This window comes from Endozoicomonas sp. OPT23 (assembly GCF_009653635.1).
Lineage (GTDB): Bacteria > Pseudomonadota > Gammaproteobacteria > Pseudomonadales > Endozoicomonadaceae > Endozoicomonas_A.
The window spans coordinates 42080-60362 of record NZ_PPFD01000002.1 but is presented as its reverse complement, the minus strand read 5'-3'; the positions used below and the strand labels follow the sequence as shown (position 1 = coordinate 60362).

Genomic DNA, 18283 nt, shown 5'->3' with positions numbered 1-18283 from the left:
TCGCCTATGCTGAACCAGTCCATGCCTATGCCAACACTTCCCTAGCCGCTCACCGGGAAGGCCTCTACCTGCAGTTTTCCATGCCTGTAGGCAAGGGCGTTTAACCCGGCCTGAACCATACTCACTCTTGATTAACCGGTTGTTCTTCAACCAGCTGCTTTTCAACCAGTAATCATTCAACCAGTAATCAAAGAGTTTGAAGTTAGTCGAACTTTGGTATCACCTGAGCCTTGTCTATGCTCTCGATCGGGAGAAGAAGCTCATGGTCGTCTACAACCAGTATCACGTCCTGGTCTTCTATACCTCTCACTATACCCCTAAATTTACGGCGACCTTCAAAAGGTACACGTAAACGCAGATTCACCTCGGCACCGGCCCAGGCTGCATACTGCTCCAGAGTAAACAGCAGACGATCGACACCGGGAGAAGACACCTCGAGGGTATATTCTTCAGTGATCGGATCTTCTACATCGAGAACCCCACTTACCTGGCGACTGACTTTTTCACAGTCTTCCAGCTGAATGCCCTGGTCTTGCTCCAGTGCATCGATGTAAATACGGAGCATTGACTGCTTACCCTGAGACCGGAATTCCAATCCCCAGAGTGTGTACCCCAGTGACTCAACCACTGGACCAATCAATGCTTCTAGTTGCGACTGCTTAGCTGCCACGTTGGAAACACCTGTCTGCAAAAACAAAAAAAGGGCTACTAAAGCCCTGTCCTTCTATGCACCCAGTTTTCCAGCTGGACGCAACTGAAGGCCTGAACCGGCCACCTTCATTGCTGAAAGCACCGAAACAGACCTTAACGCACCTAATAAAAAACCCCATACTTGGGGTTTTTTTATTTGGTAGCGGGAGCCAGATTCGAACTGACGACCTTCGGGTTATGAGCCCGACGAGCTACCAGGCTGCTCCATCCCGCATCAAATCTTTTTGTATAGTGCCAGCTAGGAAGCCTGATAACAACCTAACTCTTATCAGCAATACACTTTATATTTTAAGAACTACTTCAATAGTCACTTCTCAATACTGGTGCCCAGGGCGGGACTTGAACCCGCACGACCTTTCGGTCACCGCCCCCTCAAGACGGCGTGTCTACCAATTCCACCACCTGGGCAAACACCGTCTCTGCATCCCTTCACAAAACTCAGACTTTAAAAGCCTTTCCTTTATGAGTTAAATCTGACTTTCATCAGATTGGACAGCAGAGACAGCTATTAATTCTGCTTGTCGCTCTCGACTGCGGTAGAGTCTATCACAGGAGAATCGCTCTCGGTAGCCCCTTCAGAAGCAGTTTCTATAGACAATGGAGCATCGCCTGCAGGTACCACTTCTTCAACAACAACCGCTGGCACACCAGCATCACCGACACTGTCTGCTTTCTGTCTAGCAACAATAGCCAGACTGAAACTGGTCACAAAAAAGATGGTAGCAATGATCGCAGTAGTACGACTCATAAAGGAGCCTGTACCTTCGCTACCAAATACCGTCTGTGACGCACCGGAACCAAAACTGGCACCGGCTTCTGCACCCTTGCCCTGCTGTAGAAGGATCAGACCGATCACAGCAGCAGAGGCAAGAACATGTACAATAAGAATTATGGTTTCCATCACTATCCTGCAGCGTGACAGATCGCCTGGAACTCTTCTGCAACCAGGGAGGCTCCGCCTACCAGGCCACCATCAACATCAGGCAGTGCAATCAGTTCAACAGCGTTTGCTGCTTTCATGCTGCCACCGTACAGAATACGGGTTTTAGCAGCCATTGCTTCATCGTGCTCTGCCAGCAGAGTACGAATTGCAGCGTGAACTTCCTGCGCCTGTTCTGGCGTTGCAGTCAGACCGGTTCCAATAGCCCATACAGGCTCATAAGCGATCACAAAGTTTGCCAGACGCTCCGGACCAGCAGTCCGCAGCACAGCTTCTACCTGAGCGGCTACCACTTTCATGGTATCACCCGCTTGGCGCTCTTCTAGAGTTTCACCTACACAGAGGATAGGTGCAATACCCGCATCAACAAGAGCGCAGAATTTCGCAGCTACCTGCTCGTCAGTTTCACCATAAATGGCACGACGCTCAGAGTGACCAATGATTACGTACTCGATACCGAGATCTTTAACCATTAAAGGCGAAATTTCGCCAGTAAAAGCGCCGGAGGTTTTATCAGAAACGTTCTGTAGACCTACCTTCACTGCAGTACCAGCTAACTGCTCGAGAACGGAGTGTGCATAGACAGCAGGAGGACATACCAACACCTCTGCCTGAGTATTCAAACCTGAAACCAAAGCTTCAAGAAGCTTACGGTTACTTTCCAGAGAGCCGTTCATTTTCCAATTTCCGGCTACCAGTGGCTTACGCATGATACTCACCTCTACGTTCGCGAGGACGGGATAGTAACTCAGGAATAGGCAATATACAACTGAAGCCCAGACCCGCCCTGGTGATTAAATACAGTAAAAAATGTGATTTCCAGCAGCACAAACACTCCATCGCTGCAGGCTGAAAACATCTTAATTATCCCTGCGGAAAAGAGCCAGTGAAATCCGCACAAATACAGAGATTTAAAGGGCTTCGGAGTGAACACCTGTTAACCTGTGTCCACTTTGATTTATTCATGTTTTTCTAAGATCAAACACGTGCAAGTTACTCAGAAAAAGAGCCCACCAGACCTCCACAGACGCCAAAAACAAAATTCAAACATGAATTAATTTTTGGACTTTCGTGCTGTTATAGAAATCACATCACAAAACAAAGGCTCAGACTCATCAAATCTGAACCTGAAAACCTGTCAGGACATTTCCTGCTCAACAATGACGGCCAATGATTCCGCATGCTTACGCACTTCCTCAGCATGTTCACCTTCGACCATAACCCGAATCACCGGCTCGGTACCGGACGGACGCAACAACACACGACCACGACCAGCCAACTCTTCTTCCGATTGTTTAACCGCAGAAACAATACCTTCAACCTTGTCGGTATCCTTCTTTTCCTGAACACGAACGTTGATCATGGTCTGAGGGTATTTGGTCATGCCGCCACGAAGTTCTGACAACTTCTTACCGGAACGAACCATCGCCTTGATCACCTGGAGACCCGCTACGATACCGTCGCCTGTTGTCGAAACATCCCGACAGATGATGTGACCGGAAGACTCACCACCGATGACCCAGTCTTTGGCTGTCATCACTTCATTAACGTAACGATCACCCACTTTGGCTCGGGAAAATGGAATGCCAGCGTCTTCCAATGCCTTTTCCATACCCAGGTTTGTCATCAAGGTACCAACGATACCGCCTTTCAGTTCACCATGAAGCTTTCGATCCATGGCAATGATAAACAGCAACTCGTCACCATCAACGATCTCACCCTTGTCATCCACCATGATGACGCGGTCACCGTCGCCATCGAAGGCAATACCGAAATCAGCACCGCGCTCTTTTACCACTTCAGCCATAAAATCAGGCTTGGTAGAGCCACAATCCTTGTTGATATTGACACCGTTCGGCTCAATACCAATCGCATGCACATTAGCCCCTAACTCACGGAACACAGCAGGACCAACCTGATAAGTTGCACCGTGACCGGCATCAACGACAATATTCATACCACGCAGATCGAGCGGGTAAGCGGTACTCGCTTTACAGTATTCGATGTAACGACCTGCAGCATCATTCAGACGCTTAACCTTGCCAAGCTCTGATGATTCCACCACCTCAATCTCGCCCTCCATCAGGGCTTCGATTTTAGCCTCCACGTCGTCGGACAGCTTGGTACCGGCACCGGAAAAAAACTTAATACCGTTGTCGTAGAAAGGGTTATGGGACGCACTGATAACAATACCGGCCTGACCATTAAAAGTTCGGGTCAGATAAGCAATAGCCGGTGTAGGCATTGGGCCTGTAAGGCAAACATCAATACCCGCTGCAGACAGACCTGCCTCCAGGGCAGATTCAAACATGTAACCCGAGATACGGGTATCCTTACCGATCACAACCTTGCCTTCGCCTTCTGCAGCTAGCACCTTACCGGCCGCCCAACCCAGCTTCAGAACAAAATCAGGGGTAATTGGGAATTCGCCGACTTTGCCACGAATACCGTCTGTGCCAAAAAATTTTCGGCTCATAGTATTATCCTTAAAAACTATTGAATCAGGCTCGCCCTGAAATAAAGCATCTAGACGCAAATGAAATACCGACTCTCAAAACAAAGAGCCGAAAGCGAACCTGTAAAAACTGCAATCAAACATTGTCACATGACTTGCCACAGGGTTTAAGCCTGTTAATTGTCTTATTTATGACAAAAACGTGACAAAAAAAGGACCTTTAATCTGCCATGCAAACCGCATTAACCATTCTGATAGCATCTACCGTTTCAGCCACATCATGCACTCGGATAATCGCTACACCGGACTGCGCAGCCATAACCGCTACAGCAAGACTGGCACTCAATCGCTCGGCATCAGGCTTATCCAGCACAGCACCTATGAAGGATTTTCGAGACATTCCAGCCAATACAGGATAGCCAAGATCACAGAGTCGCTTGAGATGCTTGAGCAGACTCAGGTCATAAGCAGGTGTTTTACCAAACATACCGCCACCAAACCCCGGATCCAGCACGATTCGATCCTGATCAATACCATTAAGCTCGCAGGTTTGAATACGGCTCAGCAGATAATCACTGACATCACGAGTCACGTCATCATAGTGCGGCACAAAACCAGGTTCCGGCTGATCAACCAGAGAATGCATCAGAACCACCGGTAGGTCCGTAGCAGCCATTGCTGCCATCGCACCTTCTCGCTGCAGAGCACGAACATCATTAATCAGACCAGCACCCGCTTTTGCCGTTTCAGTAATAACCAATGCTGAACTGGTATCCACGGAAATGATGTTGTCGAAGTTCTTTTTCAGCGCCTCTACCACCGGAAGCACTCTTTCCAGCTCCTGGTCACAGCTGACCGCACCATTGGCACCAGGACGAGTGGACTCACCGCCCACATCGAGAATATCAACACCTGCGGCAATCATTTCTTCCGCTTTCGCCAGAACCGCATCCAGATTCTGATAGCGACTGCCTGAATAAAAGGAGTCCGGCGTAATATTAAGAATACCCATCACTTTGGGCTGATCAAAAGTCAGAATCGTTCCAGCGCAGTCCAGCTTTTTCATGGTTATACAGCCAAGCTATTGGTTATTAATTGTGCAAACACACGTAATAGAATAAATAAGTCGCTGCATCTCCGTCGATGGAGGGGATGCAGCTTTTACGTTCATATATTCGGGGATTTATGAACGAGAGAAGAGTGTAGCTATAAAAATTAAGATATAAAAAAGGCAGGATATAAATCCTGCCTTTTTGTTTGCTAGATCGACGAATCAGACTTCGCTGGCTGGACCGCCAACAGAACCTTCATCCTTTTTCTCTTCCGGCTTTTCGTCAGACTTCTCTTCAGATTTCTCTTCAGAAGAGCTATCAGCCTTGATTCCGGCATCGCCGTCACCTTTTGAAGAAGAGTCAGAAGACTCTTTCGGAGGACGCGGAGCCTTGCCTTCCATGATGTCATCAATCTGATCAGCATCGATGGTTTCGTACTGAATCAGTGCATCAGCCATCACGTCCAGCTTGGTGCGATTCTCTTCCAGAATACGCTCTGCAGTGCCGTAGCATTCATCAATGATGGCACGAACTTCCTGATCAATCAGTTTGGCAGTTTCACCGGAAACACTCATGCTTCCGCCACCATTACCGTAGTTCTTGCCGAGGAATACTTCACCCTCTTCATCATCGTACTGCAGCGGACCCAGCTTCTCGGAAAGACCCCACTTGGTCACCATACTACGAGCAATCTGGGTTGCACGTTGAATGTCGTTGGAAGCACCAGTGGTTACACCTGCTTTACCCAACGTCATTTCTTCCGCGATACGACCACCGAACAGAGAACAGATCTGGCTCATCAAAGCTTCTTTACTCTGACTGTAGCGATCTTCTTCCGGCAGGAACATGGTGACACCCAGGGCACGTCCGCGAGGAATAATACTCACTTTGTAGACCGGGTCGTGATCGGGAACCATACGACCCACGATAGCGTGACCTGCTTCATGGTAAGCCGTGTTGCTCTTTTCCTTATCACTCATCACCATGGACTTACGCTCGGCGCCCATCATGATTTTATCTTTCGCAAGGTCAAACTCATGCATACCTACGGTACGCTTGCCTGCACGAGCACAGAACAATGCCGCTTCGTTGACCAGATTGGACAAGTCCGCACCAGAGAAGCCTGGAGTACCACGAGCAATTACTTCCGGCTCAACGTCGTCTGCTATTGGCACCTTACGCATATGCACTTTCAGTATCTGTGCACGACCACGGATATCGGGTAAGCCGACAACAACCTGACGGTCAAAACGACCAGGGCGCAGTAGTGCAGGATCAAGAACGTCCGGACGGTTGGTTGCCGCAATTACAATAACGCCGTCGTTTCCTTCAAAGCCATCCATTTCAACCAGCAACTGGTTAAGTGTCTGCTCACGCTCATCGTGACCACCACCCATACCCGCACCACGATGGCGACCTACTGCATCGATCTCATCGATAAAGATAATGCAGGGAGCCTGTTTCTTGGCTTGTTCAAACATATCGCGAACACGGGACGCACCCACACCCACAAACATTTCCACAAAGTCGGAACCGGAGATAGTAAAGAACGGCACCTTAGCTTCACCAGCAATGGCTTTCGCAATCAGTGTTTTACCCGTACCCGGAGGACCTACCATCAGTACGCCACGTGGAATACGACCACCGAGACGCTGAAACTTACCCGGATCTTTCAGGAAGTCTACGAGTTCCTGAACGTCTTCTTTGGCTTCTTCTACACCAGCAACATCAGCAAAGGTGGTTTTGATCTGATCTTCAGACAGTAGTCGTGCTTTCGACTTGCCGAAGCTCATTGGACCACCACGGCCACCGCCGCCGCCCTGCATCTGACGCATAAAGAACATGAAGACAGCAAGAATTACCAGAATCGGGAAACTGGCAACCAGCAACTGTGTCCAGATGCTTTGCTTTTCGATTGGTTTGGACTCGACCTGTACGTTGGCACGCAACAGCTCATCCATCAGTTGATTATCGGGCACAGCCGGCGGCAGGTTGGTTTCAAAGCGTTCGTTGTTACTCATGTAACCATTGATAGTGAAACCATCAATAACGACTTTACTCACCTGACGATTTTCCACACTGCTAACAAACTCGGAATAACTGAGTCTTTGTGTGGATGACTGCATGCCATCGAAGTTTTTAAATACGGTCAGCAGCACAAGGGCAATGATGACCCACAAAATCAAATTTTTCGCCATATCATTCATAGGGCCACCCTCACGTGAGCGTACTCAAGCCTGTAGCGAACATTGGTAAAGGGCATAATTACCGGCTCTGCTCTCTCTTTTATGGTTAATCCGCATCTTCTACCATACACGATTGAAGATACAGGTGACAGTCGTCGATGGTTGTATGGAGTCGCAGGAAATCCCTATTACTCCATGCTTACATTACGTCGGAAAGACTGAATCAGATTCCAGCGTAAAGTTTGTTTTTTTAAATCACAATGTCATTCAGCCGGTAAAATTTCTGGCCAGCAGAAAAACCTCACGGGAACGTGCTCTGGAAGAATCCGGTTTGCGGGTAATCACTTTCTGAAACGATGTTTTCATATCCTTGTGATACTCCTGATAACCTTCCCCCTGAAACGTCTTGGTCAGAAAACTGCCGTTTTTCTTTAGCACTTGTCTTGCCAGATCCAGAGCCAGCTCAGCCAGATACATCGCATTGGGCTGATCTACTGCCAGTGATCCACTCATATTGGGGGCCATATCGGAAATTACAAGGTCTACCTTGTCACTACCGATGGTTTCGAGGATTTTTTCCAGCACAGCGTCTTCCGTGAAGTCACCCTGAACAAAATCAACACCCGCTAACGGATCCATTGGAAGAATATCGGACGCGACAAGGCGACCATTATCTCCCACCAGTTCTGCAGCAATCTGAGACCAGCCGCCAGGAGCTGCACCAAGGTCCACAACCCTCATGCCCGGCTTGATCAGCTTGTCCTTTTCCTGAATCTCTTTCAGCTTGTAGCTGGCCCGGGAACGGTAACCGTCTTCCTGGGACTGTTTGACGTATTTGTCATCAAAATGCTCCTTAAGCCAGGATGCACTGCTTTTGGATCGCGCCATTAAATCTGTTACCTGATATACCTGATATTGCTAGGCATGAAGAATAAAGTAGAATACTGGACTTTTGAGCAGCAGTTTCCAAGACGGTACTAACCAAAAATACGTACCGGCCATCGCGAATCCATAATTACCAGACTGAATAACTGGTAAAATTACACTTCGCTTACATACTGCTACCCGGTTGCCATGGCTGTATGCAACCGGCAGTCATAACTTTCAGCCTCAGGATTTTACATCATGAGCATTAGTTCCGAGAAGAAAAGACACTTTCGTTCCCTGGGTCACAATCTGAAGCCAGTAGTTATGGTAGCCGGAAAAGGCCTGAGCGACAGTGTTGTTGAAGAAGCTCAGCGCGCTCTGCACGACCATGAGCTGATCAAGGTTAAGTTTGCAGTCGGTGATCGCGAAGCGAAGAAAGCGGCCATTGATGAGCTGGTAAAAGAAACAAAGTGCGAGCTGATTCAGACCATTGGCAACATTGCTCTGATTTATAAAGAGAACAAGGAAGCCAAACCAAATCTGTCTAACGTAAAATCGTTCTGACACTTTCTATCTCATAAATCACCGCTCCATAAATCACTGACATATAAAAAAACCGCAACGAGTGCGGTTTTTTTATGACTTATGAACGCCTGAAAATCAGATGTGCTTCACTTCATCAATCTCATATTCAACACTACCGGAAGGCGTGTTAACGACAACAACATCACCTTCTTCCTTACCTACCAAGGCTCGGGCGATTGGAGAATTGACAGAGATCTTGTTGACCTTGATGCTGGCTTCATCATCACCAACAATTTTGTAAGTCACTTCTTCATCACTGTCCAGATTGATCAGAACAACAGTCACACCAAAGATCACTTTTCCGCTTTTAGCAATGCTATTGATGTCAATCACCATAGCATTAGATAGCTTACCTTCGATGTCGTTAACACGACCCTCAGTAAAGCTCTGCTGTTCACGGGCTGCATGGTATTCAGCGTTTTCTTTCAGATCACCCAGCTCTCGCGCTTCAGCGATAGCCTGAGAAATCTGTGGGCGAACCACAGACTTCAAATGGGTCAATTCATCACGGAGGGCTTTTTCGCCCTCCACAGTCATTGGATATCGAGTCATCCAGTTCTACCTTCGTGTAAATCCTGAAGCCGTCTGACTACTTTTTCCGAGCCAAAGGCAATGGCCCGGGCAATAGCTTCAGCACCCGCCATGGTGGTGGTGTAAAGCACTTTATTGGTCAGAGAAGAACGGCGAATTGTGTAGGAGTCGGCTATGGCCTGACGACCTTCGGTCGTGTTAACCACGAAGGCTATATCACCATTGACGATGCTGTCCACCAAATTCGGTCTTCCTTCCTTCACCTTCCTGACCCGGGTCACAGGTAAGCCTGCGTCTTCGATCACCTGAGCCGAACCTGCTGTGGCCACCAGTTCAAAACCGGTATCCATCAACAACTGGGCTATTCCCGGCAGCTGCGGTTTATCCTGCTCACGAACACTCAGGATCACCTTGCCACCTTTCGGCAGTGTCAGGTTTTCAGCCAACTGGGCTTTATAGTATGCCTCAGGGAAGGACTCACCTACCCCCATAACTTCACCGGTGGACTTCATCTCTGGGCCGAGAATCGGATCAACACCCGGGAATTTGTTGAATGGGAATATAGCCTCTTTTACGCAGTAGTAGGGAGGAATTATCTCTTTAGTGAATTCCAGTTCTTCCAGAGTCTTGCCCATCATCACGCGTGCAGCGATCTTTGCCAGTGAATGACCAATGCATTTGGAGACGAATGGAACCGTACGGGAAGCACGAGGGTTCACCTCGATAACGTAGAGTTCACCGTCCTGCAGTGCCAGCTGAACGTTCATCAAACCAACAACACCCAGTTCCATGGCCATGGCTTTCACCTGCTCACGAATCTGGTCCTGAATGCGCGGACTCAGGCTGTACGGAGGCAGTGAGCAACCGGAGTCACCGGAGTGAATACCGGCTTGCTCGATATGCTGCATGATGGCGCCAATCACCACCTGCTTACCGTCGCAGACTGCATCAACGTCCACTTCAATAGCACGGTTCAGGAAGTGATCCAGCAATACAGGACTATCGTTAGACACCTGTACCGCTTCTTTCATGTACTTCTGCAGCTCGGATTCGGCTGCAACAATTTCCATCGCACGACCACCCAGAACATAGGACGGACGAACCACCAGCGGATAACCAATCTCACTGGCCTTTTCTACAGCGGCTTCAGCACTCCGAACTGTCGCATTAGGTGGCTGCAGCAGACCCAGTTTCTGGATCATGCCCTGAAAACGTTCACGGTCTTCTGCCAGATCGATCGCGTCTGGTGAAGTACCAATGATGGAAACGCCTTCTGCTTCCAGATCACGAGCCAGCTTCAGAGGTGTCTGACCACCGTACTGTACGATGACGCCTTTAGGGTTCTCAACATCAATGATCGCCAGAACATCTTCCAGTGTTACCGGCTCAAAGTAGAGACGGTCGGAAGTGTCATAATCGGTTGAAACCGTCTCGGGGTTACAGTTAACCATGATGGTTTCGTAACCGTCTTCACGGGCTGCCATGGCTGCGTGTACGCAGCAGTAATCAAACTCGATACCCTGACCGATACGGTTCGGGCCACCACCAATAACCATGATTTTTTCGTTATTGGTTGGCAGTGCTTCACACTCTTCCTCGTAAGTAGAGTAGAGGTAAGCGGTGTCAGACGAAAATTCTGCCGCACAAGTGTCCACACGTTTAAAGACTGGCTTGATACCCAGTCCACGACGATGGTCACGCAATGCTTTTTCTTCAATACCCATAACTTCAGACATACGGGCATCACTGAAGCCTTTGCGCTTCAGGCGGAACAGACGATCAGCATCCAGATCAACGAGAGACTGGCCTACCAGCTTTTGTTCTTCCTTAACAATATCTTCAATCTGAACCAGGAACCACGGGTCGATCATGCAGCTGTCGAAAACGTCCTCAATAGTCAGTCCGGCACGGAAAGCGTCAGCCACATAATAAGGACGATCGGTCTTGGGTGTCGCCAGCTCAGCCCTGATCTTATCGATGGCATTCTCTTCAGCCACATCAATCACAGGATTGAAACCGGTAGCGCCGGTTTCCAGACCACGCAGTGCTTTCTGCATGGACTCCTGGAAAGTACGACCAATGGCCATTACCTCACCGACAGATTTCATCTGGGTGGTCAGTCGGTCGTCAGCCTGAGGGAATTTCTCAAAGGCAAAACGTGGGATCTTGGTAACGACGTAATCGATGGTTGGTTCAAACGACGCCGGAACGATACCACCGGTAATTTCGTTACGCAGTTCGTCCAGCGTGTAACCCACAGCCAGCTTGGCAGCGACCTTGGCAATCGGGAAACCGGTTGCTTTAGAGGCCAGAGCAGAGGAACGGGAAACCCGAGGATTCATCTCGATCACCACCATACGACCGGTATCCGGACAGATACCGAACTGTACGTTGGAACCGCCTGTCTCTACGCCAATTTCACGCAGTACCGCCACCGAGGCGTTACGCATGATCTGATATTCTTTATCGGTCAGCGTCTGGGCTGGTGCAACGGTGATGGAGTCACCGGTGTGAACACCCATTGGGTCGAAATTTTCAATGGAGCAGACGATGATGCAGTTGTCGTTACGGTCACGAACTACCTCCATCTCGTACTCTTTCCAGCCGATCAGAGATTCGTCGATCAACAGCTCACTGGTAGGCGACAGATCGATACCACGCTTACAGATCTCTTCAAACTCATCCTTATTGTAAGCAATACCACCACCGGAACCGCCCATGGTAAACGACGGACGGATAATACAAGGGAAACCAACTTCAGCCTGCACGCCCCATGCTTCATCCAGGGTATGCGCAATACCGGAACGCGGTGTTTCCAGACCTATATTCTTCATCGCTGTATCAAACAGCTGACGGTCTTCTGCTTTATCAATCGCTGTACGACTGGCACCAATCATCTGAACATTATGTTTCGCCAGCACGCCTTTATGGAACAGATCCAGTGCACAGTTCAGAGCTGTCTGACCACCCATGGTTGGCAGAACCGCATCCGGCTTTTCTTTTTCAATGATCTTTTCAACGGTTTCCCAGCGAATTGGCTCGATGTAGGTCGCATCCGCCATGGTCGGGTCAGTCATGATAGTGGCTGGATTCGAGTTCACCAGAACTACACGGTAACCTTCTTCGCGCAAAGCCTTGCAAGCCTGGGCACCGGAGTAGTCAAACTCACAAGCCTGACCGATGATGATTGGGCCCGCCCCAATGATCAGAATTGTTTCGATATCAGTACGTTTTGGCATCTTTATTCTCTAAAACTGTTCGCAAAGATTCAGGCAGCATCAAACCACCCAAACCTTATTATTCAACTGATGGTCGAATCAGGCTGCTGTATGTGTTTCAAGCAGACTGATAAAGCGGTCAAACAGTCCGGCCACATCGTGTGGACCAGGGCTTGCTTCCGGGTGTCCCTGGAAGCTGAATGCTGGTCGGTCGGTCAGTTCAATACCCTGTAAACTGCCATCGAACAGCGACTTGTGAGTCACTTTAATATTGGCTGGCAAGCCTTCTTCAGACACTGCGAAACCGTGGTTCTGGCTGGTAATCATGACATTACCGACATCCAGATCCTGAACCGGGTGATTGGCACCATGATGACCAAACTTCATCTTGATGGTGCTGGCACCACTGGCCAGACCCAGCAACTGATGACCCAGGCAGATACCGAAGACAGGAATCCTTGTTTCCAGGATCTCCTGAATCGCTTCAATGGCATACGTACATGGCTCTGGATCGCCAGGACCATTGGACAGGAAGATACCGTCCGGATTCATGGCCAGCACATCCTTTGCAGGCGTTTCTGCAGGAACAACGGTCAGGCGGCAACCGCGTTGAACCAACATCCGGAGGATGTTGCGTTTAACACCGAAATCATAGGCCACAACGTGGAAAGGCTGATCTTCAAGCGTCTGATGATCGTCAGTTTCCAATGCCCAGACACTTTCTTTCCACTCATAGGCATCAGCTGTCGTAACTTCTTTCGCCAGATCCATTCCTTTCAGACCGGGAAAAGCTTTGGCCTTTTCCAGCGCTGCGGATTCATCAATCTTGCCGTTCTCATCGGCCACCATAATGCAGCCGTTCTGAGCACCTTTGTCACGAAGGATGCGGGTCAGACGACGAGTATCGATCTCGGCAATGGCGATGATGTTGTTCTCTCTCAGGTACTCATCCAGTGGCATCTTATTCCGCCAGTTGCTGCTCAGCAGCGGCAGATCACGAATCACCAGGCCGGCAGCATGTACTTCGGAGGATTCTTCATCCATCGGAGTAATGCCGGTGTTACCAATATGGGGATAAGTAAGAGTGACGATTTGTCGTGAATAGGATGGATCGGTGAGTATTTCCTGATAGCCGGTCATCGCGGTATTGAAAACGACTTCACCACTAGTTTCACCATCTGCTCCAATGGCAATGCCCCGAAAGATGCTTCCGTCTTCCAGAGCCAATACGGCTGACTTACTCAATGATTCCTCCCACATATAACCTATAAAAATGCAGCCATCATTTACTGTGTAAACCAAGCTGCATTTTCAGTCCTTACCGGCGTTCTGCTTATTATCACCGGTTAAGACAACTTAATTACTGAACATTCTGTGCAAAAAAACGCCAAAAAAAAGCGAGAAAGTGGAAATTCCACCATCTCGCTTTTTAAAATACTGTCTTAGTCGGTATATCAGGCACTTCTGTTCGCCTCAGAAATATCATGCAAATTTTTCGCATTTAAACACAAAATTTTTGAACCGTCCAGATAAATACCTACACGAACACAAGATTACGAAAGCCTGAAGAGTTAACTACCTATCAGTGGATGGTGTCCACAAATCGATAATACCCTCTCCCCATAATAAATAAAACACCAATAAATACGAATAAATATTCACATAGCTTCAAGCTCGAGCAAGCCCTGAAATATTGTCATAAAACCTTAACCAACCTTTTCCCGATCTAGGTATACACTTTTTCCCCTTAACCTGTTCATCAACAGCCCTGATCGGGAATACCAAACTTATGACTACCGATCCATACCTGCTCACACCAGGTCCGATTACGACCTCTATGTCAGTCAAGAAAGCCATGCTTCATGACTGGGGTTCCTGGGATGAAGATTTCAAGAGTATTACTCTATCGGTTCGCCAGCGTCTGCTGAGTATCGCCAATGCTGAAAACAGCCATACCTGCATTCCCATTCAGGGCAGTGGTACCTTTGCTGTAGAAGCAACGATTGCAACCGTTGTTCCACCCAGCGGCAAAATCCTGATTCTCATGAATGGCGCTTATGGCCAGCGCATGGCAAAGATCTGCCAGTACATGGGAAGAAGCCATGCATCTCTTGATAAAGGAGATTATGCCCCGCCAAGAGCAGAAGAACTCACTTCACTGTTGCAGGCCGATCCTGAGATCACTCATGTGGCTGTCGTTCACTGTGAAACCAGCTCCGGTATTCTCAACCCTGTTGAAGAGATCGCCGAAGCCGTTGCTCAAGCTGGTCGCGGGCTGATTATTGATTCAATGAGTGCCTTTGGCGCTCTGCCTGTCGACGCACAACAACTGCCTTTTGATGCCCTTATTTCATCGGCTAACAAGTGCTTCGAAGGTGTTCCCGGCTTTGGCTACGCACTGATTCGAAAGAGTGTGATCGAACAAAGTAGCGGTAATGCTCATTCACTGAGTCTCGACTTGTACGACCAGTGGCAATACATGGAGAAAACCGGTCAGTGGCGCTATACACCGCCTACTCACACGGTTGTCGCCTTTCTAAATGCGCTCGACGAACATCAGGCAGAAGGCGGCGTTGAAGGCAGACTGGCTCGATACAGTCGCAACCGTGACCGACTGGTCAGTGGGATGAGGGACATGGGCTTCCGCACCCTGCTCGAAGATCAGTGGCTATCACCTATTATCGTTACCTTCTTCTCACCGACGCACCCTTCATTCAGTTTCAATCATTTTTATGCATTGCTGAAACAGCGCGGTTTTATCATTTATCCGGGCAAGCTGACCGAAGCAGAAAGTTTCCGTGTTGGCTGTATTGGCCGCTTGTTTGACGAACAAATCGATGAACTTTTGCACGTCATTGCCAACGTAATGCAGGAAATGGGCATAGAGCAAATTTCCGTCCCAGCCTGACATATCTACAAACAAAAGAGACTTGTCTAAAAAATGAACTTCAGATTCAAGCGCAGCTACTCCGGCCCAGTACAAGCCGTTATTTTTGATTGGGCTGGCACTGTCGTGGATTATGGGTCACTGGCTCCCATTGATGGTTTTTGTATGCTGTTTGAACAGAACAGCGTACCTATCAGCCATGCAGAAGCCAGAGTTCCCATGGGGACCGAGAAATACGAGCACATCTGCCAGCTATTAGCCATGCCAAGAATACAGCAAGCCTGGATAAACGTTCATGGCAAAGCACCGGAAAAAGCCGATACTGATCGACTTTATAAGCAATTTGTGCCGATCCAGATCGAAGCGATTAATAAAAGAGCAGAATTGATCCCCGGAGCCAAAGAAACCTTTGATTACCTGCAACTGCGAAATATCAGGGTTGGCAGTAATACCGGATACAGTCAGGCCATGATTGAAGGTTTAATTGCCAAAGCTTCAGCGAAAGGCTTCAGTCCTGAAAGCATTGTTGCTGCCACCGATGTTCCAAGAGGTCGACCATACCCTCACATGACATTAAAGAACCTGATTGAGCTGGAAGTTGAAAACCTGCAAGCCTGCATAAAAGTCGATGACACCATTCCGGGTATTTATGAAGGTTTGAACGCAGGGTTATGGACAGTGGGTGTTTCTGTTTCCGGAAATGAAGCGGGTATAGAGCTGTTTGAATGGCAGACACTTTCAACCGACGAACAGAATGCTATTCGACAGAAAGGCGAGGAACGTCTTTATCAGGCCGGCGCCCACTATGTGATCGACTCTGTTGCAGATTTGCCTGATGTGATTGATGACATTGAAAGAAGGTTGCTGGCTGGCGAACAGCCCTAAGTCTTTTTATTGGCAGCTCTACTATAAAGCGGCTGAAATACTGACATCTCATGGTATTCAGCTGCCACAATTTCACGACCGTATTTTAGCTGACAGCTTGATTACTTCAGAGGTACTGCAGCCATGTGGACGTTCTCGAACCCGGTCTCTATTTATTCCGGCTCAGGCTCTCTGTCTGTTTTAAAAGACCTTATTGGCAGAAGACGTTATGGAGTTTTGACCTACCGTTCGGATTACTTTAAGCAACTCACTCTTCGCATTTCCGGAATCATTGGCAGAGAACCTGACTGCATTATTGACGGTGTTGAAGAGAACCCTTCAATCCCTCATTTAAAGCATCTTTGCAGCAGGCTGCAGGCAACAGAGCCTTCCCCCGAGATTATTATTGCCCTTGGCGGCGGTTCAGTCATCGACGCCTGTAAAGCAATAGCCGCCTGCTCGGGAGAAGCCAGAGAGCTGGAAGAGCTTGTTTTGGAAGCAAGCCCGATTATTAATCCCATACCTTTTATCTGCATTCCAACAACAGCAGGCACTGGCAGTGAAGTCACTTGCTGGGCAACGGTATGGAACCCTGAGAACAACAAAAAACACTCTTTATCAGCGCCCTCCCTTTATTCAGAAGCCGCTATTCTTGATCCTGACTTAACCCGAACATTACCCAAACGTGTAGCCATCAGTTCTGCGCTTGATGCTCTGTCACACGCTCTGGAAAGTTTGTGGAATATTCATAGAAACCCAATCAGTACGAACTATGCACTTGAGGCTATAAAAAGGATTTATCAATATCTGCCTCAGCTTAACCTCGAAACCAATGCCGATGTTGCCAGAGAAGAGTTACAACTGGCTTCAACCCTGGCCGGACTGGCTTTTTCCAATACCCGTACTGCTATTGCTCATAATCTGTCGTATGCAATCACTTTGGAAAAAGGTACTGCTCATGGCATTGCCTGCAGCTTTACGCTGCCAACCATTCTCAGGGCAAACTCTGAAGACAGATTTATGCAGAGTTGTACTCAACAGATATTCAACAGCTCCTGCACTGATGCAGCCGACCTGCTTGAGACGTTTCTGACAGAACTGGATGTTTCCTACGACCCTAATCACTATGGCTACAGTGAAACAGAGTGGATGCTCCTCATTGATTCAGCATCAAAGGGACAACGCGGCAGAAATTACAGTGGTGATATTGCCAAGTTAAAGCTGGCTTTTAGACATTTTTATAGCACTCACAACAAAAAGCCCCGGCCGGCAAATCATCATGTCCCAGTAATCTGAAGGCATAGCTCTGTGGGCTTCTTCAGGAACCATCAATGGCGTAAAGGCGACTTCTTGAAAACCATTTTCTTCAAGAATATTTCTAATGGTTGAATAAGAGAAATAGCTCAACTCCAGTTCTACCAGACTCTTATCAACGTCAATATAGAGTTTGAATCGGTCCTCATCCTTCATCCGACCTTCAGGCAGTGAGAATCTATAACCATAAGACGAGTGATCAACACCTTGTAGCCTGTCCGGTATATCCAGAACCAGTGCCAGTTTTCCCTTCACTTTCAAATTTCTGTGAAAAGCTCGAACAAACAATCCAAGCTGCTCCACAGTTTCCGCTTCATTCACTATAAAACTGCTTACAGCAATATCGTGGGGCGACGCCGCCTGATAATCAGAAAAGTCACAATTGATGTAGTTAATCACTGGTGCGGTACTATCCAGCTTTGCCCTGTCGATCATTGCTGAAGAAATATCTACGCCGGTCACTGAACCTGCGCCAAGATCTGCCATCATCAAACTGACAACACCAACACCGCAGGCTGCATCAAGAATATCTTTCCCTGCTATATCACCTAGCACTTGATGATAAGTCCAGGGTTCTGCCCACCGCCTCCAGGGCAACAAACTAACACCTGTCTTATAGGCTGAAGCTACTCTCGCATCATAAAGGGACATGACAAAACTCAACGGCTGAATA

At 48.3% G+C, this 18283-nt stretch carries 15 protein-coding genes and 2 tRNA genes; 4 read left to right on the top strand and 13 right to left on the bottom strand.

All coding sequences use genetic code 11. From position 1 onward, the window contains the following. Nucleotides 1-202 precede the first annotated feature (202 nt). From rimP to rlmE, 9 genes are all read right to left on the bottom strand, one after another. Nucleotides 203-670 carry a ribosome maturation factor RimP gene (gene rimP, locus EOPP23_RS02170; protein WP_370514584.1) on the bottom strand — a complete coding sequence of 156 codons (468 nt, stop codon included), beginning with the start codon at nt 668-670 and terminating at the stop codon, nt 203-205. 178 nt (nt 671-848) lie between these two features. Next, a tRNA-Met gene (locus EOPP23_RS02165) sits at nt 849-925 on the bottom strand. A gap of 107 nt (nt 926-1032) precedes the next feature. Beyond that, a tRNA-Leu gene (locus EOPP23_RS02160) sits at nt 1033-1119 on the bottom strand. Nucleotides 1120-1219: 100 nt separating this feature from the next. Continuing rightward, on the bottom strand, nt 1220-1612 hold the full coding sequence (gene secG / locus EOPP23_RS02155; protein ID WP_153764349.1) for a preprotein translocase subunit SecG: 393 nt from the start codon (nt 1610-1612) through the stop codon (nt 1220-1222). 2 nt (nt 1613-1614) lie between these two features. Then, complete coding sequence (gene tpiA, locus EOPP23_RS02150; protein ID WP_153764348.1) at nt 1615-2361, bottom strand: triose-phosphate isomerase; 747 nt, start codon at nt 2359-2361, stop codon at nt 1615-1617. Nucleotides 2362-2789: 428 nt separating this feature from the next. Then, nucleotides 2790-4127, bottom strand: coding sequence for a phosphoglucosamine mutase (gene glmM, locus EOPP23_RS02145; RefSeq protein ID WP_153764347.1), 1338 nt, complete (start codon nt 4125-4127; stop codon nt 2790-2792). A 199-nt stretch (nt 4128-4326) separates the two neighbouring features. Then, a complete protein-coding gene (gene folP, locus EOPP23_RS02140; RefSeq protein ID WP_153764346.1) occupies nt 4327-5172 on the bottom strand; it encodes a dihydropteroate synthase in 846 nt (281 codons plus the stop codon). A 207-nt stretch (nt 5173-5379) separates the two neighbouring features. Beyond that, complete coding sequence (ftsH, locus tag EOPP23_RS02135) at nt 5380-7365, bottom strand: ATP-dependent zinc metalloprotease FtsH (protein WP_228550536.1); 1986 nt, start codon at nt 7363-7365, stop codon at nt 5380-5382. Between the two features lie 246 nt (nt 7366-7611). Further along, on the bottom strand, nt 7612-8232 hold the full coding sequence (rlmE, locus tag EOPP23_RS02130; protein ID WP_153764345.1) for a 23S rRNA (uridine(2552)-2'-O)-methyltransferase RlmE: 621 nt from the start codon (nt 8230-8232) through the stop codon (nt 7612-7614). A 237-nt stretch (nt 8233-8469) separates the two neighbouring features. Here rlmE and yhbY point away from each other — a divergent pair, with 237 nt between their 5' ends. Next, on the top strand, nt 8470-8775 hold the full coding sequence (yhbY, locus tag EOPP23_RS02125; protein WP_153764344.1) for a ribosome assembly RNA-binding protein YhbY: 306 nt from the start codon (nt 8470-8472) through the stop codon (nt 8773-8775). 96 nt (nt 8776-8871) lie between these two features. On the opposite strand, the gene greA is transcribed toward yhbY, so the two are convergent. The 3 genes from greA to carA form a co-directional block, all read right to left on the bottom strand. Continuing rightward, nucleotides 8872-9348: a transcription elongation factor GreA gene (greA, locus tag EOPP23_RS02120; protein ID WP_153764343.1), complete on the bottom strand. Its 477-nt coding sequence runs from the start codon at nt 9346-9348 to the stop codon at nt 8872-8874. Beyond that, on the bottom strand, nt 9345-12566 hold the full coding sequence (gene carB / locus EOPP23_RS02115) for a carbamoyl-phosphate synthase large subunit (protein ID WP_153764342.1): 3222 nt from the start codon (nt 12564-12566) through the stop codon (nt 9345-9347). Before carB ends, greA begins: the two co-directional genes overlap by 4 nt. 78 nt (nt 12567-12644) lie before the next feature. Continuing rightward, a complete protein-coding gene (gene carA, locus EOPP23_RS02110; RefSeq protein ID WP_153764341.1) occupies nt 12645-13790 on the bottom strand; it encodes a glutamine-hydrolyzing carbamoyl-phosphate synthase small subunit in 1146 nt (381 codons plus the stop codon). 544 nt (nt 13791-14334) lie between these two features. Here carA and EOPP23_RS02105 point away from each other — a divergent pair. The 3 genes from EOPP23_RS02105 to EOPP23_RS02095 all read left to right on the top strand — a co-directional run bounded on the left by EOPP23_RS02105 (nt 14335) and on the right by EOPP23_RS02095 (nt 17592). Then, nucleotides 14335-15453 (top strand): 2-aminoethylphosphonate--pyruvate transaminase, encoded by a 1119-nt coding sequence (locus EOPP23_RS02105; RefSeq protein WP_153764340.1) that lies wholly within the window; start codon nt 14335-14337, stop codon nt 15451-15453. Between the two features lie 33 nt (nt 15454-15486). Next, nucleotides 15487-16317: a phosphonoacetaldehyde hydrolase gene (phnX, locus tag EOPP23_RS02100; protein ID WP_153764339.1), complete on the top strand. Its 831-nt coding sequence runs from the start codon at nt 15487-15489 to the stop codon at nt 16315-16317. Between the two features lie 123 nt (nt 16318-16440). Further along, a complete protein-coding gene (locus tag EOPP23_RS02095; RefSeq protein WP_153764338.1) occupies nt 16441-17592 on the top strand; it encodes a phosphonoacetaldehyde reductase in 1152 nt (383 codons plus the stop codon). On the opposite strand, the gene EOPP23_RS02090 is transcribed toward EOPP23_RS02095, so the two are convergent. After that, nucleotides 17512-18261 (bottom strand): bifunctional 2-polyprenyl-6-hydroxyphenol methylase/3-demethylubiquinol 3-O-methyltransferase UbiG, encoded by a 750-nt coding sequence (locus EOPP23_RS02090; RefSeq protein ID WP_153764337.1) that lies wholly within the window; start codon nt 18259-18261, stop codon nt 17512-17514. The genes EOPP23_RS02095 and EOPP23_RS02090 overlap by 81 nt on opposite strands. Between the last annotated feature and the right edge of the window lie 22 nt (nt 18262-18283).